General features: G+C 71.3%; 16 protein-coding genes. 10 read left to right on the top strand and 6 right to left on the bottom strand.

The features are described from left to right. Positions 1-165 precede the first annotated feature (165 nt). From AAHM41_RS05025 to AAHM41_RS05015, 3 genes are all read left to right on the top strand, one after another. Positions 166-855: a response regulator transcription factor gene (locus AAHM41_RS05025; protein ID WP_342235421.1), complete on the top strand. Its 690-nt coding sequence runs from the start codon at positions 166-168 to the stop codon at positions 853-855. Next, positions 842-2314 carry a sensor histidine kinase gene (locus AAHM41_RS05020; protein WP_342235420.1) on the top strand — a complete coding sequence of 491 codons (1473 nt, stop codon included), beginning with the start codon at positions 842-844 and terminating at the stop codon, positions 2312-2314. Before AAHM41_RS05025 ends, AAHM41_RS05020 begins: the two co-directional genes overlap by 14 nt. A 76-nt stretch (positions 2315-2390) precedes the next feature. Then, a complete protein-coding gene (locus AAHM41_RS05015) occupies positions 2391-4388 on the top strand; it encodes an MHYT domain-containing protein (protein WP_342235419.1) in 1998 nt (665 codons plus the stop codon). Here the strand turns inward: AAHM41_RS05015 and AAHM41_RS05010 are convergent. After that, on the bottom strand, positions 4372-4575 hold the full coding sequence (locus AAHM41_RS05010; RefSeq protein ID WP_342235418.1) for a hypothetical protein: 204 nt from the start codon (positions 4573-4575) through the stop codon (positions 4372-4374). The two genes, AAHM41_RS05015 and AAHM41_RS05010, sit on opposite strands and share 17 nt — an antisense overlap. A 317-nt stretch (positions 4576-4892) precedes the next feature. On the opposite strand from AAHM41_RS05010, the gene AAHM41_RS05005 reads away from it, so the two are divergent. Next, positions 4893-5249 (top strand): DUF952 domain-containing protein, encoded by a 357-nt coding sequence (locus AAHM41_RS05005; RefSeq protein WP_342235417.1) that lies wholly within the window; start codon positions 4893-4895, stop codon positions 5247-5249. Then, on the top strand, positions 5246-6313 hold the full coding sequence (locus tag AAHM41_RS05000; protein WP_342235416.1) for a quinone-dependent dihydroorotate dehydrogenase: 1068 nt from the start codon (positions 5246-5248) through the stop codon (positions 6311-6313). The genes AAHM41_RS05005 and AAHM41_RS05000 overlap by 4 nt, the downstream gene beginning before the upstream one ends. Here the strand turns inward: AAHM41_RS05000 and AAHM41_RS04995 are convergent. After that, positions 6310-6534 (bottom strand): hypothetical protein, encoded by a 225-nt coding sequence (locus tag AAHM41_RS04995; RefSeq protein WP_342235415.1) that lies wholly within the window; start codon positions 6532-6534, stop codon positions 6310-6312. The two genes, AAHM41_RS05000 and AAHM41_RS04995, sit on opposite strands and share 4 nt — an antisense overlap. A gap of 95 nt (positions 6535-6629) precedes the next feature. After that, positions 6630-7553, bottom strand: coding sequence for a 2-dehydropantoate 2-reductase (panE, locus tag AAHM41_RS04990; protein WP_342235414.1), 924 nt, complete (start codon positions 7551-7553; stop codon positions 6630-6632). Between the two features lie 261 nt (positions 7554-7814). Here panE and AAHM41_RS04985 point away from each other — a divergent pair, with 261 nt between their 5' ends. Next, positions 7815-9002 (top strand): M20 metallopeptidase family protein, encoded by a 1188-nt coding sequence (locus tag AAHM41_RS04985; RefSeq protein ID WP_342235413.1) that lies wholly within the window; start codon positions 7815-7817, stop codon positions 9000-9002. Here AAHM41_RS04985 and AAHM41_RS04980 read toward each other — a convergent pair whose 3' ends face one another. After that, on the bottom strand, positions 9003-9857 hold the full coding sequence (locus AAHM41_RS04980; RefSeq protein WP_342235412.1) for a nuclear transport factor 2 family protein: 855 nt from the start codon (positions 9855-9857) through the stop codon (positions 9003-9005). Positions 9858-9960: 103 nt separating this feature from the next. On the opposite strand from AAHM41_RS04980, the gene AAHM41_RS04975 reads away from it, so the two are divergent. Together AAHM41_RS04975 and AAHM41_RS04970 are read left to right on the top strand one after the other, a co-directional pair. Continuing rightward, positions 9961-10551: a TetR/AcrR family transcriptional regulator gene (locus tag AAHM41_RS04975; RefSeq protein ID WP_342235411.1), complete on the top strand. Its 591-nt coding sequence runs from the start codon at positions 9961-9963 to the stop codon at positions 10549-10551. 108 nt (positions 10552-10659) lie between these two features. Then, positions 10660-12537, top strand: coding sequence for a potassium/proton antiporter (locus tag AAHM41_RS04970; RefSeq protein WP_342235410.1), 1878 nt, complete (start codon positions 10660-10662; stop codon positions 12535-12537). Positions 12538-12542: 5 nt separating this feature from the next. On the opposite strand, the gene AAHM41_RS04965 is transcribed toward AAHM41_RS04970, so the two are convergent. Continuing rightward, positions 12543-13397, bottom strand: coding sequence for a helix-turn-helix transcriptional regulator (locus tag AAHM41_RS04965; protein WP_342235409.1), 855 nt, complete (start codon positions 13395-13397; stop codon positions 12543-12545). Positions 13398-13510: 113 nt separating this feature from the next. Here AAHM41_RS04965 and AAHM41_RS04960 point away from each other — a divergent pair, with 113 nt between their 5' ends. Both AAHM41_RS04960 and AAHM41_RS04955 read left to right on the top strand, forming a co-directional pair. After that, on the top strand, positions 13511-15478 hold the full coding sequence (locus tag AAHM41_RS04960; RefSeq protein ID WP_342235408.1) for a calcium-binding protein: 1968 nt from the start codon (positions 13511-13513) through the stop codon (positions 15476-15478). A 61-nt stretch (positions 15479-15539) separates the two neighbouring features. Then, positions 15540-16577 carry a histone deacetylase family protein gene (locus AAHM41_RS04955; RefSeq protein ID WP_342235407.1) on the top strand — a complete coding sequence of 346 codons (1038 nt, stop codon included), beginning with the start codon at positions 15540-15542 and terminating at the stop codon, positions 16575-16577. Between the two features lie 3 nt (positions 16578-16580). On the opposite strand, the gene AAHM41_RS04950 is transcribed toward AAHM41_RS04955, so the two are convergent. Further along, complete coding sequence (locus tag AAHM41_RS04950) at positions 16581-18257, bottom strand: sensor histidine kinase (protein ID WP_342235406.1); 1677 nt, start codon at positions 18255-18257, stop codon at positions 16581-16583. Positions 18258-18681: the final 424 nt, after the last annotated feature.

Raw genomic sequence — 18681 nt, 5'->3', positions numbered from 1 at the left:
CTGATTACCAAAACGTAAGTACGCCGCCATCGGCCTTGCTCCTACTCTCCTGGCCGGGTCAAACGCCCGCGGCACCGTCTCGGCGTGCAACGGTCCGGCGGGAGCAAAGCTCTCTCGGCGTGGTCCGTTCGTCACGCCAGCGATCCGCTGTCCGAGAGCCTGCCCATGCAGATCCTACTGATCGAAGACGACCCCGAGACGGCCCAGCACATCATCGGCTCGCTGCGGGAGGCCGACCACACGGTCGAGCACAGCCTGACCGGAGCCGACGGGCTGGCCCGCGCCGCAGCCGCCCGCCCCGGCTGCGGTCACCGGCTGCTGATCATCGACCGCATGCTGCCGGACATCGACGGGATCACCCTGGCCCGCCGGCTGCGCGGCGATGGCAGCACGGTGCCGATCCTGTTCCTGACCACGCTGGGCGGCGTCAGCGACCGGGTCGAAGGGTTGAACGCCGGCGGCGACGACTATCTGGTCAAGCCCTTCGCCCTGGCGGAGCTGCTGGCCCGGATCGAGGCCCTGACCCGCCGCGCCGGCACCGCCACGGTCGAGACCGCGCTGCGCGTCGCCGATCTCGAGATCGACCTCCTGAAGCGCACCGCCACCCGCGCCGGCCAGGCGATCGACCTGCAGCCCCGCGAATTCAAGCTGCTGGAGTACCTGATGCGGCACTCCGGCCAGATCGTCACTCGGACCATGCTGCTCGAGCATGTGTGGGAGTTCCATTTCGAGCCGCAGACGACGGTGGTGGAGACCCATATCAGCCGGCTGCGCGGCAAGATCGACCGCGGCTTCGACGCGCCCCTGCTCGACACCATCCGCGGCGTTGGATACTGCCTCCGTGATCCTGGCTAGGCTCGTCAGAACCGCGACCTTCCGGCTGGCGGCCGGCTTCGCCGCGCTGTTCAGCGTCTCGATCATCGCGGTGTCCAGCATCGTCTACGTGGCGATGACGCGGTATTCCGACCAGCAGATCGATCTCTCGATCAGCGCCGAGGTGAAGACCATCCGGGATTCGCTGGCCGGCGCCTCCGCCCCCGAGATCGTCAAGGCGATCAACGACCGTCTCACCGACATCGACCCGGACTATTTCTACTACGCGCTGCAGGATTCCGACGGCGGCGTGCTGGCCGGCAACCTGCGGCCGCTGCCGGCCATCACCGGCTGGGCCGACATCCCGCTGAAGACGATCGACGGCGACGGCTACCGCGAACGCCACACCATCCGCGGCCTCGGCGTCGACCTGACGCCCGAGCTGCACCTGTTCATCGGCCGCGACACCCACGACCTGGACGTGCTGCAGGAGGGCATCACCCGCTTCTTCCTGGCCGGCGCGGCCGCGACGGTGCTGCTGGCGCTGGCCAGCGGCCTGGTGCTCAGCGCCCGCTTCCTGCGCCGGGTGGAGGCGGTGAACGTCGCCGCCCGCCACATCATGGACGGCCATCTCGACGAGCGCGTGCCGAGCCGCGGCAAGGCCGACGAGTTCGACCGCCTGGCCGCCAACCTGAACGCCATGCTGGACCGCATCCAGCAGCTGATGCAGGGGCTGCACCAGGTCTCCAGCGACATCGCGCACGACCTGCGCACGCCGCTGTCGCATATGCGCCAGCGGCTGGAGCTGGCCCGGCTCAAGGCCGCCTCGGCCGCCGACTACGATGCCGCGGTGGAGCGGGCCGTGGCCGATATCGACGGCATCCTCGGCGTCTTCGCGGCGCTGCTGCGGATCGCCCAGATCGAGGCCGGCGCACGGCGCGAGGGCTTTGCCCCGATCGATCTGTCGGGGGTGTTCGAGACCATCATCGACACCTACGGCCCGGTCGCGGACGATTCCGGGCACCGGCTGACCGGCACGGTCGCGCCCGGCCAGCGGATCCGCGGCGACCGCCAGCTCCTGACCCAGATGCTGGCCAATCTGGTGGAGAACACGATCCGCCACACCCCGCCCGGCACCGGGATCACGGTGTCGCTGGCGCCAGGCCCCGACGGCCCGCTCGGGCAGGTGCGCGACACCGGCCCCGGCATCCCGGAGGCGGCGCAGCAGAAGGTGTTCCAGCGCTTCTTCCGGCTCGACGCCAGCCGGATGACCCCCGGCAGCGGCCTCGGCCTCAGCCTGGTGGCGGCGGTGGCCCAGCTGCACGAGATCCGTCTGGCGCTGTCGGACAACCACCCCGGCTTGGCGGTGACGCTCGACTTCGCCGAGGCGGCCGAGCCCGTATCGGCGGTGAAGCCCGGGACGGAAGGCCGGCGTGCCCGCGCGGCAGCCGACCGGCCGCAGGGGATCGGCTCCGTCGCGGCGCCGCTGCGTCGCCCGTAGCCACGCCGCCGCACCGGCGATATGCTCCTAACGCGCTGGATGGCCGGGCTTTTCCGGCCGCCCGACCGGAACGGCGATGCATTTCACCGGCGAGACTCTCTCCCATTCCCTGCTGCCCGGCCACGACCCCTGGCTGGTGGCCCTCGCCATCCTGGTCGCGGTGCTCGCCTCTTTCGTCGCCTTCGATCTCGGGCAGCGCATCCGCGTCGCCCGCGGCGCGGCGCGGCTGCTGTGGCTGGCCGGAGGTGCCGTGGCCATGGGCGGCGGCATCTGGTCGATGCATTTCATCGCCATGCTGGCCCTGCACCTGCCGGTCGGCTTCGCCTACGACCTGCCGCTGACCCTGCTGTCGCTGCTGATCGCCGCGGTGGCGACCGGCGCCGGCTTCGCCGTGGCCACGCTCGGCCAGACGGCGCCGGACGGGACCACGCCTCAGGGCCGTGCGTCCCCGCTGCCGCTGCTGGCCGGAGGCCTGTGCCTGGGGCTCGGCATCGCCGGCATGCATTATGTCGGCATGGCCGCGATCCTGGCCCCCGGCCGCATCGCCTACGACCCGACCGCCCTGGCCTTGTCGGTGCTGATCGCCCTGATCACCGCCACCGCCGCGCTGCATCTGGCCCTGTCCGAGATCGGGCGGGTCCGGCGGATCCTGGCCGCCCTGGTGATGGGGGCCGCCATCAGCGGCATGCACTTCATCGGCATGGCAGCGGCGCGGTTCGTCCCCGACCCTGCCGCCCAGGCCGGCGTCGCCGGCACCCCGGTGCCACCCACGATCCTGGCCGGGCTGATCGCCGCGGCCACCATCGTCGTCCTCGCCCTGGCCGTGATCGCCACCCGGCTGGACCGACGGATCTCGGAGCTGCAGGCCAAGCGCCAGCTCGACGTGCTCGACGAGCGCCACGCCGCCACCCTGAACGCGCTGCCGATGCCGCTGGCGCTGATCGATGAGCGCGGCACCATCCTGACCGCGAATCCGCCCTGGCAATGGCCGGGCGAGCGCGAGCGCTTCGTCGGTGGCGGTTCGCGCCCTGGCGAGGACTATTTCGCGCTGTGCGGCGGCTCCGGCGCGGCGGGCGCCGAGGTGCGGGTGCATCTCGCCGGCGTGGTCCTGGGCATCCAGCCGGCGGCCCCGGTGGAATACATGATCGGCGCCGGGGCGGCCGGCCGGACCATCCGCCTGCTGGCGGCCCCGATCGCCGAAGGCCGCGCGGTCGGCGCCGTGGTGGCGCATCTCGACATCACCGCCGAGCGTGTGGCCGAGCACCGCATGCGTGAGGCGATGCGGACGGTCGAGGCGGCGGACAATGCCAAGACCACCTTCCTGGCCCATATGAGCCATGAGCTGCGCACGCCGCTGAACGCCATCCTCGGCTTCTCGGAGCTGATCCGGGACGCACATCTCGGACCGCTGCCGGAGCGCTACCGCGGCTATGCCGAGGATATCCACCGCTCGGGCCAGCACCTGCTGGCTCTGGTCAACGACGTGCTCGACCTCTCGCGGGTCGAATCCGGCCGGATCGAGCTGCAGCCGGAGCCCATCGACTTGGCCAGCGACATCCAGGACGCGGTCAGCCTGGTGGCGCAGCGCGCCGAGGCCCATGGCATCACCATCGAGCAGCACGTGGCGCGCGACCTGCCGCTGCTGAGCGCCGACCCGTTGAGGCTGCGCCAGATCCTGATCAATCTGCTGACCAACGCTGTGAAGTTCACGCCCGATGACGGCCGCGTCACCATCGACGCCGTCGCCGTGGCCCGGTCGGTCCGCATCACCGTAGCCGACACCGGCATCGGCATGACCGAGCAGGAGATCGCCCTGGCGCTGGAGCCGTTCCGCCAGGCGCGCAAGCTGTCGCGCCGGCCGCGCGAAGGGTCAGGTCTCGGCTTGCCTCTGGCCAAGGCCCTGGTCCAGAGCCATGGCGGCATGCTGATGATCGACAGCAAGCCCGGGGTCGGCACCCGCATCACCATCCTGCTGCCGACCGGCGCGGAGGCCATGGGCGAGGAGGCTGGCGGCGGGGCCGTGATCCAGCCCCCGCCACTCAGCATCGGCCGCCCGGTCAGTCGGCGGCGTTGATCATCGACTGGAACACCCGCCAGGCGACCTCGACCGTGACACCGCCCGCCCGAGCGCCCGCCGCCAGCATGCCGGCGGTCGGCTTGGTCGGAACCGTGGTGATGCCGGGGTCGCCCATCGCCGTCACCATGTCGAGGGCGTAGGTCATCGGAGTCTTCAGCTCGACAACCGCCAGATTATCCGTCATCGCAATGTCGCCCATTTTGGGCCTCTCCCCTGAGTTTGATGCCAGCCAACAGCGCAAGGGCCGTGCCAAGTGGCCGGACCGGCCCTGGTGGCAGGGATGGGGCAGGTGAGACTCGGGTCACATGGGCAAATCTGAACTTAAGTTTCAAAAATCTAACCTAGGCGGAAATTTCCATTTCGCTGCACATTTTGAACCTGTTGTGACACTCGCAATTTGCAACGCACAGCCACATACGATTCGCATTCTGCAACGCTCACGATCCATCGATCGGACCCCGCGATTGACGGCCGGGGACCGCTTCCCTAGGGTCGGCCGCCATGACCATCTACAAGATCTGCAGCGCCGCGGAATGGGCGGCGGCCGAGGCCGCCGGCACCTATCGCGGCTCCGCCGTCGACCACCAGGACGGCTTCATCCACTTCTCGAGCGCCGAGCAGGCCGAGGAGACCGCGTCCCGCCACTTCGCCGGCCAGGTCGGGCTGGTGCTGGTGGCGATCGATCCGGACAAGCTGGGCGATGCCCTGCGGTGGGAGCCGTCGCGCGGCGGGGCCTTGTTCCCGCATCTCTATGCCGAGCTCCCGCTGACCGCGGTGCAGGGCGTGGCGCCGCTGCCGCTGGTCGACGGCCGCCACGTCTTCCCGCCGCGGCTGTTCCCGACCATCGCCGCCCCGTGAGCCGCCTGTTCGCCCTGGCCGCGCCGGTGCTGAAGGCGCTGCCGCCCGAGACGGCGCACCGGGCCACCATCACCGCGCTGAAGCTGGGCCTCGGGCCCGTCGTCCGCGAGCCCGACGACCCGGTCCTGGCGGTGACGCTGTGGGGCCGCGATTTCGCCAACCCGATCGGCCTCGCCGCCGGCTTCGACAAGGATGCCGAGGTGGTGGACCCGATGCTGCGGCTCGGTTTCGGCTTCGTCGAGATCGGCAGCGTCACGCCACGGGCCCAGCCGGGCAATCCGCGGCCGCGGGCCTTCCGGCTGCCGGACCAGCAGGCGCTGATCAACCGCTACGGCTTCAACAACCGCGGCCACGCCGCCGCCGTGGCCCGGCTGGAGGCGCGGCGGTTGAATGGCGCGGCCGCACCAGGGTTGCTCGGCATCAATGTCGGCCGCAACAAGGACAGCCGCGACCCGGAGGCGGATTATGCCGCCGGCATCCGCGCCTTCGCCCGGCTGGCCGACTATCTCGTCGTCAACATCTCCTCGCCGAACACGCCGGGGCTGCGGGCGATGCAGAGCCGCGAGCCGCTGCAGCGCCTGCTGGCCGCCGCCACCGCGGCGCGGGCCGACGGCATGGCGCGGCCGCCGATCCTGGTCAAGATCGCCCCCGACCTGACGCCGGAAGACCTGGAAGACGTGGCGGAGGTGGCGCTGGCCGCCGGCATCGACGGGCTGATCGTGTCCAACACCACCATCGCCCGCCCGCCCGGCCTGCCGCCGGACCTGGCCGGCGAGCCTGGGGGGCTGAGCGGCAAGCCGCTGATGCAGCCTTCGACCGCGGTGCTGCGGCGGATGGCGAAGCTGGTGGCCGGCCGGCTGCCGCTGGTCGGGGTCGGCGGCGTGGCCAGCGGCGCCGACGCCTATGCCAAGATCCGCGCCGGCGCCAGCCTGGTGCAGCTCTACACCGCCCTGGCCTATCGCGGCCCCGGCTTGGTCGGCGAGATCAAGCGCGACCTGGCCGGCCGGCTGCGCGCCGACGGCTTCCGCTCGGTCGCCGAGGCGGTCGGCGCCGACCTGCGCTAGCCGTTCGGCCGGTAGCGCAGGCCATCGAGCACCAGCCGCAGCAGCCGGCCGGAGCGCTGGCGCCAATCGGGCTGGCCGGCGGTCGACCAGACGCTGGCGGCCGCCGCCAGCAGCACGTCATCGGCGTCGGCCGGCTGCTGCGCTGGCGCGACGCCGAACCGGCCATCCTGCGCATCGTCGATGCCGCCGAGCCGCCGCTGCGGGTGTTCTTCGGCCCGCACCGGGCTGGAGATGCTGCGGGCCGAATATGCGAGCCGGCTCGCCGGCTGGGAGCGCTGGCAGGACGTCGCCCGCCTGGCGGTGGGACGCTGATCGCCTAGCCGCCGGCAAGGCGGCGCTGATAGACGGCGAGATGGGTCGCGGCCAGGGCCAGCAGCGGGGTGTCGATCCCGGCCGCCTGGCCACGGACCAGCAGGTCGCCGATGATCTGGTCGGCCTCGATCGGACCGCCCTGCTGCAGGTCGCGGTACATCGAGGAGGTGCGGCCGGCCCCGGGTTCGGTCAGGAAGGCCCGGGTGGTCGCCAGGAAGGCGCTGCCGGGCGCGGTCCCGACCGCGCCGACCACCGCCACCACCTCGTCCAGGAAGCGGCCGGCGAAATCGGCGCCGCCGGGCGCGGCCACGACCTCGCCGGTGCTGCCGCGCATCAGGCAGGTGATGCCGCCCAGCGCGGCCAGCATCACCCATTTCTCCCACATCTCGCGCTCGATCTCGGGCGTCAGCCGGGCGTCGAAGCCGGCGCCGCGCAGCACCGAATCGAGCCGGTCGGTGCGGGCCGAGAGGGTGCCGTCCCGCTCGCCATAGGCCAGCTCGTGGAAGCCGGCCAGCTGCACGATGCGGCCCTCGGCATCGACCGTGCCGGCGATCTTGCAGACTCCGCCGAGCACTGCCATGGACCCGAAGCGGGCCGACAGCAGCTCCATATGCCGCATGCCGTTCAGCAGCGGCAGGATCATCGTCTCCGGACCGACAGCGGGGGCGAGGTCGGCCATCGCTCCGGCGAGGCCATAGGCCTTCACCGCCAGCAGCACCGCGTCGTAGGGGCCGTCGATTGCATCGGCGGTGACCAGCCGCGGCGCCAGGGTGGCGTCGCCATGCGGGCTGACGATGCGCAGGCCATCCGCCCGCAGCGCGGCGGCGCGGCCGGGCCGCACCAGGAAGGTCACGTCGCGGCCGGCCTGGGCCAGCCGGCCGCCGAAATACCCGCCGGTCGCGCCGGCGCCGACTACCAACAACCGCATCGCTTGCTCCGTTCTGTCCGTGGCCCGAGCCCGGGCGGTCGCGCCCCTCCCGGCCAAGCTGGGATCCGCCCGGCAGGATGTAAAGAAGGCGCGGCGACGTCGCGCCGGACCGCGGGCGTTGCCTGGGCTGCGAATCGCGGGGGTGGACGCCGTTCCCTTCGGGTGCAATGACTCGGGTCCTCGTCGGCCCGACCGGCCCCGGCCCTGCCCGCCGCCCTCGGCACGACGCGATTCATCCGGCCAAGGGGAGCTCATCGATCCATGGATATGCGCGGCATCAACGACATCGGCGCTTCGATCGACACGGCGGTCGAGGCCGTCGCCCCCGGCCTGATCGAGGTGCGGCGCGATATCCATGCCCATCCGGAGATCGGCTTCGAGGTCGAGCGCACCGCCGGCGTGGTGGCGGCGGAGCTCGACAAGCTCGGCATCCCCTACCGCACCGGGATCGGCCGCACCGGCATCGTCGCCGAGATCGAGGGCGGCGCCCCCGGCCCCTGCCTCTTGATCCGCGCCGACATGGATGCGCTGCCGATCCAGGAGATGACCGGCCTGCCCTTCGCCAGCACCGTGCCGGGCAAGATGCATGCCTGCGGCCACGACATCCACACCGCGACGCTGATCGGCGTCGGCGCCGTGCTGAAGGACCTGGCGCCGCGGTTACGCGGGTCGGTGCGGCTGGTGTTCCAGCCGGCCGAGGAGACGCCGGAGAGCGGCGCCGCGGCGATGATCGAGGACGGCGCGGCGGACGGCGTCGACATGGCGCTGGCCTTCCACAACAGCCCGACCATGCCGACCGGCCAGTTCGGCTACCTCCGCGGCGCCAGCACCGCCTCGGCCGACACCTTCGACATCACCGTGCGCGGCCGGTCCGGCCATGCGGCACGGCCGCAGGACGCCGCCGACCCGATCGTCGCCGCGGCCTATCTGGTGACCCAGCTGCAGACTGTGGTGTCGCGCACCATCGACCCGGCCCAGGGCGCGGTGGTGACGGTCGGCAGCATCGCCGGTGGCGCCACCCACAACATCATCCCCGACACCTGCACCCTGCGCGGCACGGTGCGGGCCCGGTCGCCCGAGGCGCGGACGGCGGCCGAAGCGGCCATCCGCCGGATCGTGCAGGGCATCGAGCTGACCCAGGGCGTGACCTGCAAGCTGGACTATCAGCTGGGCGTGCCGCCGTTGATGAATGACGGCCGCGTGCTGGAGGCGTCGGTCGCCGCGGTGCGGGCGCAGTTCGGCGACGTGGTGCACGAGACCGCGCCCGGCTTCGGCGCCGAGGATTTCGCCTTCTTCTCCGAGCGGGTGCCGTCCTTCCATCTGCGGGTCGGCGCCGGCCAGCCCGGCCGCCACGACCATCTGCACAACTCCGACTATCAGCCGGACGAGCGCTGCATCGGCTTGGGCGCCGCCGCCCTGGCGCGCAGCGCGGTCGAGCTCTTGTCCTGATCAGCCGGCGGCTTCGGCCACCGCGAAGCTGTCCTCGAGCAGCCGGAAGCGAGAGATCAGTCCGTCGCGTACGGTGGCGTCGATGACGAAGTCGCTGCGCATGATCCGCCCGGTGCGCTTCGCCCGCGATTCCAGCGTGCCGGCGGCGAAGGCGCGGTCGCCCTCGGCGGCGATGGCGGTGACGTCGAAGCGGATCGGCTCGATCCCGTCCCACAGGGCACGGACGAAGTCGGCGGCGCCCGCCCGGCCATGGCGGCGGCCGATCCAGGGCACCCGGTCGACCGCGCCGGGGATGTCCCAGTCGGCGTCCTCGGTGAACAGCGAGGCCACCGCCTCCGGCGTCGCGTCCGAGCGCATCGCCGCGATGTAGCGCTCGAGCGCCGCCCGCGTCCCGCCGCCGGCCGCCGCCTCCCCGCGCAGGATGCGGATGCGGTCGCGATCGGCGCTGGTGAAGTCGGGGTCGACATAGATGTGGACGCTGCGGATCAGCGTGCCGGCGAAGTCGAACACGTCGCAGAACCGGCCCTGCGACACCACCCCGTCCGGCCAGCGCAGCCCGGCGCGGGTGACGCCGGCCTCGGTGCCTTCGACCACGATGGTGTCGCCGGCAACGATGGTGCGCAGCCCGGGGATGTCGTGCTCCAGGCTCTCCAGCTCGGCCGTCAGCCGGGCGCCGAACTGAGCCACCGCCGCCTTGCCACGGGTCAGGCCGAATTTCGGGAAGAACAGCTCCACATCCTCGGTGAACAGGTCGAGGAAGGCCGGGTCGCGGCTGTCCGTGCCGCGGAAATACGCATCGATCACCTTCAGCCGGGCTTCCGTCAGGTCGGGATCAGGCGCAGGGCCGGTCGTCATCTCGGATCTCCAGAATTCGGTAATTCTGACTACAGAAATATTGTCGGCTTGCGCGGCGAGCGTCAAGCGAATTATGTAAACACAACTACAGAAAGGACCACGGATGGCGACGCGGGGCCGGCCGCGCAGCTTCGACCGCGACACAGCGCTGCGGCGCGCGATCGAGGTGTTCTGGGCCAAAGGCTATGAAGGGGCGCAGCTGGTCGACCTGACCGCGGCGATGGGCATCAATCCGCCCAGCTTCTATGCCGCCTTCGGCTCCAAGGAAGCGCTGTTCCGCGAGGCGCTCGACCTCTACCTGGCCACCGACGGCGCCAGCAGCATGCAGGCGCTGGAGACCCACACGACAGCCCGCAGGTCGATCCTCGGCATGCTGACGGCGAGCGCCGAGATCGCCCTCGCCTCGCCCGGGGGCGGCGGCTGCATGCTGATCCTCGGCCTGGTCAACGGCCTGCCGGAGAATGACGGGCTGCGCCGTCATCTGGCCGGCCTCCGGCGCGAGACCATCGACCGGATCCGCCGGCGGCTGCAGCGCGGCATCGAGGACGGCGACCTGCCGGCGGGCACCGACATCAACGGCCTCGCAGTCTTCTTCGGCACGGTGATGCAGGGGCTGTCGCTGCAGGCCCGCGACGGCGCGTCCCGCGAGGAGCTGCTGGCGGCCGCCATCGCCGCAATGAAGGTTCTGGACTGAGCAGAAACCTCGCCATCGGGCCCGATTTCCGTCACCTTTCTCGGGTGGATTGCAGGAGGCGAGTCGCGCGGCTGCGGCCGCGACCCCCGGAGTGAGGAACAGGCACCGATGATCGAGGCGATGAACCTCGCCATTCTCGTCGCGGCGGGCCTCATTGCGCTCAGCGTCTTCACCAGCCTGATCTCGTTCCGGGTCGGCGCCCCCCTGCTGCTGGTGTTCCTCGCGGTCGGCCTCGGCGCCGGCGAGGACGGCATCGGCCAGATCCATTTCGACGACGCGCCCGCGGCCTATTTCATCGGCAGCGTCGCACTGGCGCTGATCCTGTTCGACAGCGGCTTCGAGACCCGGCTGCACAGCCTCCGCGCCGCCGCCGCCCCGGCGCTGACCCTGGCCACCGCCGGGGTGCTGATCACCACCGGCATCGTCGCACTGGCCGCCCGCCTCGCCTTCGGCTTCGGCTGGTACGAATCGCTGCTGACCGGCGCCATCGTCAGCTCGACCGACGCCGCCGCGGTGTTCTTCCTGCTGCGGGTCGGCGGCATCACCCTGCGCGACCGCATGCGGTCGACGCTGGAGATCGAATCCGGCAGCAACGACCCGATCGCGATCTTCCTGACGCTGGCGCTGGTCGAGGCGGCGCGCCTGGGCACCGGGGCGGAGACCCTGACCTGGTCGCTGCTCACCAGCTTCACGCTGGAGGCCGGCATCGGCATCGCCCTCGGCCTGGCCGGCGGCTTCCTGATCGTGCGCGTGATCAACCGGGTCAGTCTCGACCCCGGCCTGTACCCGGTGATCGTGCTGAGCCTCGCCCTCCTGGTCTTCGCCGCCACCGGCATGCTGCACGGGTCCGGCTTCATCGCCGTCTATGTCGCCGGCGTGGTCGCCGGCAACGCCACGCTCCGCGCCTCGGCCCTGCTGCGCCGGTTCCAGAGCGGCATGACCTGGCTGGCCCAGATCTGCATGTTCCTGACCCTCGGCCTCCTGGCCACGCCGTCGCAGTTCCCTGCCGTGGCGCTGCCGGCGCTGGCCGTGGCCCTGGCGCTGACCTTCGTGGCCCGGCCGATCGCGGTCTGGCTGTGCCTCCTGCCCTACGGCTTCTCGCGCAACGAGACCACCTTCGTCGCCTGGGTCGGGCTGCGCGGCGCGGTGTCGATCCTGCTGGCCATCCTGCCGCTGATCGCGCAGCTGCCGGACGGGCGGACGATCTTCAACGGCGTCTTCCTGGTGGTCATCGTCTCGCTGCTGCTGCAGGGCTGGACCATCCGGCCGCTGGCCAAGTGGCTGGGCCTGATCGTGCCGCCGCGGATCGGGCCGGTCGACCGCGTCGAGCTGGAGCTGCCCGGCCGCGCCAACCACGAGCTGGTGGTCTACCGCATCGCGGGGCAGAGCCCGGTGGCGCGCGGCGAGCGCATCCCGCGCTGGGCCCGGCCGGCGCTGATCGTGCGCGACGGCCAGTCGATCGACTTCCATCATGCCGGCCGGCTGCAGGGCGGCGACCAAGTCTACATCTTCACCCCGCCGCAGCAGGTGCGGCTGCTGGACCGGCTGTTCGCCACCCCAGCCCGGTTGGCCGAGGACGATCGCGACTTCTTCGGCGACTTCACCCTGCACGCCGAGGCGCCGCTGGCCGAGGTGGCGGAAAGCTACGGCTTCGCCCTGCCCGAGCCGGGCGAGACCCGGACGGTCGGCGCCTTCCTGCAGGACGGCTTCGGCGGCCGGGTCGAGGTCGGCGACCGGCTGCCGGTCGGCGCGGTCGAGCTGATCGTCCGCGCCGTCGACGAGGAGAACGAGGTGACCGAGGTCGGGCTGGCGCTGGAGCCGAGCCGCGGCGCCCAGCCGAAGCTGCCGGTGTTCCAGAACCTGTCGGAGATCGCCGCCTGGATCCGCGGCTGGCTGCGCCAGCGCCGCGCCCGGCGGACGCCGGCCCCGGCCCCGGTGCCGAAGCCGCCGCCGGACGAGACGGCGCCGGCCGGCCGGCCGGACTAGGGGGCCTACGCCCGGCGGGGGCCGCCCCAAGCGTCGACATCCAGCGTCCACAGCGGCGGCAGCTGGGCGAAGGGCGGCACGGTGTGGGCGATCACCGCCGCCGCCCGGCGCCCTTCGGAGCCGATCTTGCCGTGCACGGCCTTGGCGTGCGCCTTGATGGTGTCGATGCCGACGCCGAGGATGGTGGCGATATCCTCGTTCGACTTGCCCTGCGCGATCCAGGACGCGACCTCGAGCTGGCGCTGGGTCAACTCCGGATAGGCCAGCCGCAGCCGCCCCGCCGGCGTCAGCTTGGCCAGGGTCCGGCCCTGCGCCTGCCGGTAGGCGCGCAGCGCATGCGGCCGGAAGGCCTGCAGCCGGTCGCGCTCCAGGTCGCTGTAGGCCGGCCGGTTCACGCTGCGGTGGCCGGTCACCGCCAGCACATAGTCGTCGTGCCGCATCACGATGGCCATCACCCGGTGCGACCCGGACGGCAGGAACGCCTCCTGCGCGATCGGCAGCGCATGGTATTCCGCGTCGGTGAAGAAATCCGATTCGCGCAGGGCCCACTCGCCGAAGAAGTCGGGGTCGTGCTGCCAGAAGGGATGGCTGTGCATGTGGCGGCGATACGCCTCCGCGGCCCGGACGCGCCGCGCCGGCTCGTCCTCGATCGAGGCCAGGGTCCGAAACTCGCCGCTGCGGTGGTGGAACTCGGAAAAGGTCACCGCATCGGCGTCGATCAGCGGCAGGACACTGGCGAACAGCAGCTGCGGCAGCGTCAGCAGGTCCGGCTCGGCGGCGTAGAGATCGACGATGGCCTCGAGGAGCGGGATATCCCCTGCCTTACCCTTTCGGGTAATTCCGGTCTCGGTTGAATCCATCTATCCATCGCTTGCGGAAAAGGATCTTGCCTGCCGATGCTAGCAGCAACGGGGGACGGCTGGAATCCGCCGGTCCGGAGGGGCCGTCACCACCGGATCGAGGGGAGCTGTTCATGGCGGTTGTCTGGGGCACCGACGGCAAGGATTTCATCCATCTCGCCGGGGACGGGCTGGTCGCCCCGCCGGGCTACACCGACATCGTCTTCAACCCGGGCGACCTGGTCGCCGCGCTGAGCGGCGACGACATCATGATCGGGACCAGCGCCGGCATCCGCTATGGCGGCTATGACGGCTACGACATCCTCGACTATTCCGCCTTCGGCCAGGGCGTCGTGATCTCCGAGATCGACGGCGGCATCCGCTTCCTGGACGGCACCGTGATCGGCACCATCGCCGCCACCGCCGGGATCGAGGAGTTCCAGGGTTCGGTGTTCAACGACGTGCTGGCCACGACCGCCGGCGGCAGCGCCGTGACCCTGCACGGCAATGCCGGCGACGACACGCTGATCGCCGACGCCACTGTCGAGCTGCTGGACGGCGGCGCCGACACCGACACCGTCAGCTACACCAACTCCTCGGCCGGGGTGACCGTCGACTTGCGCCTGGCCGGCGCCCAGGTCTCAGCCGGCGCGGCGAGCGGCGACACGCTGACCGGGGTCGAGAACCTGATCGGGTCGGTCGTGGCGGACACACTGCATGGCGACGGCGGCGCCAACCGGCTGGCCGGCGGGGCCGGCGACGATCTCCTGAACGGGCATGGCGGCGGCGACGTCCTGGTCGGGGGCGCCGGAGCGGACCAGCTGGTCGGCGAAGCAGGGACCGACACCGCGGACTATTCCGCCTCCACCGCCGGTGTGACCGTGAACCTCGCGGCCGGAACCGGGCTGGGCGGCGACGCCCAGGGCGACACGCTGGCGACGATCGAGAATCTCAGCGGCTCGGCCCTCGCCGATGCGCTGTATGGCGACGGCAACGCCAACGCCCTGGCCGGGGGCGCCGGGGATGACGGCCTGCATGGTGGCGCCGGGGCGGACTCGCTGGACGGCGGCGATGGCATCGACACCGCGAGCTACCGGGGATCGGTCGCGGTCGCCGTGGACCTGCTGAACCACACCGCCTCGGGCGGGGATGCGGCCGGCGACACGCTGGCCAATATCGAGAACCTCGCCGGATCGAGCTTCGACGACCGGCTGGCCGGCGATGGCCGCCGCAACGTCATCAGCGGCGACAACGGCGACGACACGCTGGCCGGCAACGACGGCGACGATTCGCTCTCCGGCGGGGCGGGCGACGACGGCCTCGATGGCGGTGACGGCGCCGACCGCCTGGTCGGCGGCGACGGTGTCGACACCATCCATGGCGGCGCGGATAACGACTCGGTCGATGCCGGCACCGGCAATGACCTGGTCTTCGGCGAGGCCGGCCATGACGGCCTCACCGGCGGCGCCGGCGACGATCGGCTCGACGGTGGCGACGGCAACGACACCCTCGACGGCGGGGCCGGCGCGGACACGCTGATCGGCGGCGCTGGCATCGACACGGCGAACTATGCCGCCTCCGCCACCTGGGTCGCGCTGAACCTGGCCACCGGCGCGAGCTCGGGTGGGGATGCCCAGGGCGATACGCTCAGCGGCATCGAACAGGTGCTGGGGTCCGCCCAGGCCGACATCCTGACCGGCGACTCCGATGCCAACACCCTGTGGGGCATGGCCGGCGACGACGTCCTCGCCGGCGGCGGCAACGGCGATGTGCTGAAGGGCGGCGCCGGCAACGACCGGTTCGTCTACACCGTCCTGTCCGACAGCGCCGTCTCCGGCCTCGGCAAGGACACGATCGCGGACTTCACGGCCGGCGACAGGATCGACCTGTCGGCGATCGATGCCGACGGCAACGCGGCCAATGGCGACACCGCCTTCAGCTTCGGCACCGGCGATTACACCCGCCATGCCGGCGAGCTGCGGGTGGTGACCTACGGCTCGGTGCAGGTGGTCTATGTCGACGTCAATGGCGACAAGGCCTCCGACTTCGCCATCAACGTCGTCTCCGACCACCCTCTGACCGCGGCGGATTTCCTGCTCTGACCCGTTCCGGCCCCGCGCCACATCCGCTACTGTCGCCGGCGACAGGGACAGCGGGGACGCGATGCTGACGATCTATTCCGAGGACCACCGGCTGCAGCACGGCAAGGTCGAGCTGACCGGAGGCCATTTCATCCCGGTGGTGGAGAAGCCGGAGCGGGCCGAGACCATCCTGGCCCGGATCAAGGCTGTCGGCCTTGGCGAGGTGCGGGCGCCGGAGCGCTTCGGCACCGACCCGATCGCCCGGGTGCACGACCGCGGCTTCATCCGCTTCCTGGAGACCGCCTGGGACGAGTGGAGCGCCGAGCATGGCGAGATCGATGCGCTGCCGACCAACTGGGCGGTGCGCAACATGCGCCAGATCGTGCCCAGCTCGATCGACGGCAAGCTCGGCTACTACGCCAGCGACTGCGGCACGCCGATCACCGCCGGCACCTGGCGCGCGGCGCTGAGCTCGGTCGACGTCGCCCTGACCGGGGCGAAGCTGGTGGCCGCTGACGGCAGGCCGGTGTTCTCGCTGTGCCGGCCGCCCGGGCACCATGCCTCGACCGATGTCTATTGCGGCTACTGCTTTTTCAACAATGCCGCTGTGGCGGCGCAGTGGTTCCGCGACAACGGCGCCGCCCGGGTGGCGGTGCTGGACATCGACTACCACCACGGCAACGGCACGCAGGAGATCTTCTACGGCCGCGACGACGTGCTGTTCGTGTCGCTGCACGCCGACCCGAATGTCGAATACCCCTATTACCTCGGCTATGCCGAGGAGCGCGGCGAGGGCGCCGGCGAGGGCTTCAACCTCAATCTGCCGATGCCCTTCGGCACCACCTGGGACCGCTACCGCGAGGCGCTGGACGCCGCCCTGGCGCGGATCCGCGACTATGGCGCGGACGCGGTGGTGCTGTCCTTCGGCGCCGACACCTTCCAGGAGGACCCGATCTCGCAGTTCAAGCTGAACAGCGGCGACTTCACCCGCATGGGCGAGATCCTGGGCCGCGGCCTGGGCGTGCCGACCCTGACGGTGATGGAGGGCGGCTACGCCGTCGACGCGCTGGGCGTCAACGTCTCGAACCTGCTGCAGGCGCTGGAGGGGGCGGCGGGCTGATCGTCACGCCTCCGGGTCGCGCTGGGCCGGGATGTCGATGGTGAAACGGGTGCCGCCGGGCCCGCTGTCGATGTCGATGGCGGCGTCGAGCTGGCGCACCTGGGCCTGCAGCACCATCATGCCGAGGCCGCTGCCATTCGCCGGCATCTTGCCTTCGGGCAGGCCGACGCCGTTGTCGGCGACCTCCAGGCGCCAGCCGTCTTCCCGCGGCTGGAACCGGATCTCCACCCTGCCCTCGCGGCGATCGGGGAAGGCGTATTTCACGGCGTTGGTGACCAGCTCGTTGACGATCAGCCCGAGCGGCACGATCCGCGACGGCGGCAGCTCGGCCGGCACCGCCTCGACCGCGATCGAGATGCCGCCGTGCTCGGGCAGCAGCGCCCGCGACAGGTCATCGCACAGCCCGGTCAGGTAGTCCTTCACCTCGACCCGGTCGACCGAGACATTGGCGTAGAGCCGGCGGTGGACGATGGCCAGCGCCTGGATCCGGTCGTTCGCCTCGGCCAGGGCGTGCTTCGCCTCCGGGCTCTGTGCCCGGCGCGCCTGCAGCCCGAACAGGCTGGACAGGAGCTGGAAGCTGTTCATCACCCGGTGGTTGATCTCGCGCAGCAGCAGGTCCTTCTGCTTCAGGTTCTCCTCGATCCGGTCGGCCATGGCGTCGAAGGCGGTGGCCAGGCGGCCGAACTCGTCGCGGCCGTGGCGAAGCCGGACGCGGGCGTCGAGCCGGCCGCGCTGCCAGTCGCGGGCGGCGGCCAGCAGCCGGTCGATCGGCCGCAGCAGGAACAGCCGGCCGCCGATGCCGGCGGCGGCGAGCGAGACCAGCAGGCCGGCGACGATCAGGGCGATGCCGCGCTGGGTCGCGGCGTCGATGGTGGCGAAGGCCGCCGCCCGGTCGATGCCGACCAGCACGAACAGGTCCAGCTCCTCCGACCGCATCGGCACGTAGCCGTAGATCCGCATGGTGTTGTCGATCGCGCCGCTGGTGACCGAACCGGCCTGCTGCGAGGCCAGGAGGTCGAGGAACTTGTTCGGCAGCTGCTTGCCGACCCAGGCGGTGTCCGGCCCGGGCAGGCGCGACATCACCACCCCGGCGCGGTCGGTGATCATGATCACCGCGTTGCGCGATTCGGTATCGATGGTGATCGCCTTGACCATCTCGTCGACATTGAGCGCCGCCACCACGGCGCCCTGGAAGCTGTCGCCGTCGAAGATCGGATAGGCGACGTGCAGCACCTTGACGCCGACCGCGTCGGTGGTGGCGAAGCCGCCGACGGCGAAGCCACGGATCTCCCGCGCCCGCTGGAAGAAGCCCTGATGGCCGACCGAGACCGAGATCGCCGCGGTGATGTTGGCGCCGCACAAGAGGTTGCCGTCGGCATCGACCACGGCGATGGCGTTCAGGCTCTTCACCTCCGTCCGCAACTCGTCGACCACCTCGGTGCAGCGGCCGCCCTGGCCCTGGCGGATCGCCGGCACCCGGGCCATCGCGGCCAGCAGCTGGCGGACGCCGTCGACGATGCGGAACTGCGCCCCGGCGGCGACATTGGCCAGGCGGATCGCATCGTCCTGGATCTCGTTGGTGCGGGCGATGCGCAGCGCGTATTCGTTGTAGCCCTGCAGCGCGATGCCCGGCGCGACGGCCAGGGCGACCAGCAGGAACAGGCGCGACAGCAGGTTCATCGCGACGGCAGCCGGCGGGGGGCGTTGATCCTCGGCCTCATGCTTCCTGCCCCGACGTCATCGGCCCCATCCTGAAGCGAGCCTCGCGCGATTCCAACCCCGACCTGCGCGCCGAGCCGGCACGGCGGGCCGCCGGCGCGTTCTACGACACAGGCCTTGGAAAAGCCATCACCGGGCCGCAGATTGGTCACTGCCGGATACGGGAACAAACTGTCGCACGGCCTGTTTTTCAGCGGTGAAGTGCCCGGCTGTAACCGGCGCTTGAGATGGAGACGAAGACGATGTTGAAACCCACCATGATCGTGCTCGCGGCCACGCTGGCGCTTGCGGCGTGCGGTCGCGATACGGGCGGCCGGGGGCGGGGGGGGGGGGGGGGAGGCGGGGGGGGCGCCGCGCCCCCCCCCCACGCCCCCCCCCGGCCCCC

Source organism: Inquilinus sp. OTU3971, assembly GCF_038440215.1.
This window is presented reverse-complemented; position numbering and strand designations above follow the sequence as displayed.